The organism is Streptomyces sp. NPDC091649 (assembly GCF_044756785.1).
Classification (GTDB): Bacteria; Actinomycetota; Actinomycetes; order Streptomycetales; family Streptomycetaceae; genus Streptomyces.
Genome location: NZ_JBIVTR010000043.1, coordinates 1 through 1,987 on the forward strand (window position 1 = coordinate 1; position 1,987 = coordinate 1,987).

The 1,987-nt window shown below is 70.5% G+C and carries 3 protein-coding genes; all 3 read right to left on the reverse strand.

Annotation, left to right across the window (positions count from 1 at the left end; translation table 11 throughout):
• Positions 1-125 (reverse strand): adenosylhomocysteinase (locus tag ACIQMU_RS31550; protein ID WP_352244115.1); only part of this gene is annotated, 125 nt, incomplete at its 3' end.
• A complete protein-coding gene (metF, locus tag ACIQMU_RS31555) occupies positions 103-1,008 on the reverse strand; it encodes a methylenetetrahydrofolate reductase [NAD(P)H] (RefSeq protein WP_352244114.1) in 906 nt (301 codons plus the stop codon). The genes ACIQMU_RS31550 and metF, both read right to left, overlap by 23 nt.
• The coding region (locus ACIQMU_RS31560) for a vitamin B12 dependent-methionine synthase activation domain-containing protein (RefSeq protein ID WP_352244113.1) at positions 1,005-1,987 on the reverse strand (983 nt) is incomplete at its 5' end. The genes metF and ACIQMU_RS31560, both read right to left, overlap by 4 nt.

A 1,987-nucleotide genomic window follows, 5' to 3' on the forward strand; every position in this document is an offset into this window, starting at 1 on the left:
CGGCGGATCGACATCAGACCGGGCATCTCGTGCTCGGCCAGCGTGATCTCCTTACGCCCGAAAGCGGCGAGGGAGAGGTCGGCGACCTTGAAGTCGGTGAAGTCACTGGTGGGCTGCGAGGCCATGCTGAGCACTCCTTGAGTTGGTCACGTTGCGGTGGATTTCGAGCGTCGCCGTGGAGCGGTTGAGCGTGATGTAGTGCAGTCCGGGCGCGCCCTCGGCCAGTAGCCGTTCGGCCATGGCGGTGGCGTGGTCGACCCCGACGCGGTGGGCGGCGGCGGGGTCGTCGCGGGCCGCTTCGAGCCGGTGGGCCAGCTCCTCGGGGAAGGCGGCGCCACTGAGTTCGGCGAACCGGCGGATCTGCCGTACGTCGGTGGCGGGCATGATCTCGGGGATGATCGGGGTGTCGCAGCCGGCGGCCGCGATCCGGTCCCGCAGGCGCAGGTAGTCCTCGACGTGGAAGAACATCTGGGTGATGGCGTAGTCGGCGCCTGCCCGGCATTTGGCGACGAAGTGCCGGATGTCGGTATCCCAGTCCGCCGACCGCGGATGCATCTCGGGGAACGCCGCGACACCGACGCTGAAGTCGCCCGACTCCCTTACCAGGGAGACCAGTTCATGGGCGTGGGTGAGGCCGTCGCGGTGCGCTGCCCACGTGGCGTTGGGATCTCCGGGGGGATCGCCGCGGAGCGCGAGCACATCGCGGACGCCCGCGTCCGCGTACCGCCCGATGATGTGGCGCAGTTCCGCCACCGAGTGGCCGACCGCGGTGAGGTGGGCGACGGGGCGCAGGGTGGTGTCCCGGGCGATCCGCTGGGTCACCTCCACGGTGCGGTCCCGTGACGAGCCCCCGGCGCCGTAGGTGACCGACACGAACGTCGGGGAGAGGGCCTCGATCCGGCGGATCGCGTTCCACAGGGTCTGCGTGCCCTTGTCCGTCTTCGGCGGAAAGAACTCGAAGGAGAACGAGGGCGTCCCGCTCGCGAGGACCTCACGCAGCGTGTTCACGGCCGGCCTCCGGCGTTGAAGTAGCTCGCTTCGGGGTGGTGGGTGACGATGGCGTCGGTGGACTGCTCCGGGTGGAGCTGGAACTCCTCGGAGAGGTGGACGCCGATCCGCTCCGGCCGCAGGAGGTCGGCGATCTTCGCCCGGTCCTCCAGGTCGGGGCAGGCGGGATAGCCGAGGGAGTAGCGGCAACCCTGGTACTCGGTCCGGAACATCGCCTCCAGGGACCCCGGGTCGCCGGTGGCGATGCCGAGTTCGGCGCGCACCCGCGCGTGCCAGTACTCGGCGAGCGCTTCGGCCAACTGCACGGACAGCCCGTGCAGTTCGAGGTAGTCACGGTAGGAGTCGGCGGCGAACAGCCGGGCGGTGGCCTCACCGATCTTCGAGCCGACGGTGACGACCTGGAGGCCGACCACGTCCCTCTCGCCGGACTCCTCCGGGCGGAAGAAGTCCGCCAGACACAGGCGCCGGCCCCGGCGCTGACGGGGGAAGGAGAAGCGGGTCCGCTCCGATCCGCCCTCATCGAGCACGATCAGGTCGTCGCCCTTGGAGGCACAGGGGAAGTAGCCGTGCACGACGGCCGCTTCCAGGAGGTTGTCGGTCTGCAACCGGTCCAGCCACATGCGCAGCCTGGGCCGCCCCTCGCTCTCCACGAGCTCCTCGTACGAGGGTCCGTCGCCGGTGCGGGCCTGCTTGAGGCCCCACTGCCCCTTGAACAGGGCGTCCTCGTCCAGCCAGGAGGCGTATTCCTTGAGCGGGATGCCCTTGACGACGCGGGAGCCCCAGAACGGCGGCTCGGGCACCTCGTTGTCCGCGGCGACGTCGGAGCGTACGGAGCCCTCCGGCTCCTCGACCTGGAGGACGGCCGTCTCGCGCAGGGGGACGCGGCGCTGCTTGAGCTCGGGCAGCACCGCGCCGGGGACGCCGCGCTTGACGCCGATGAGGGCGTCCATGAGGCGCAGGCCCTCGAAGGCGTCGCGGG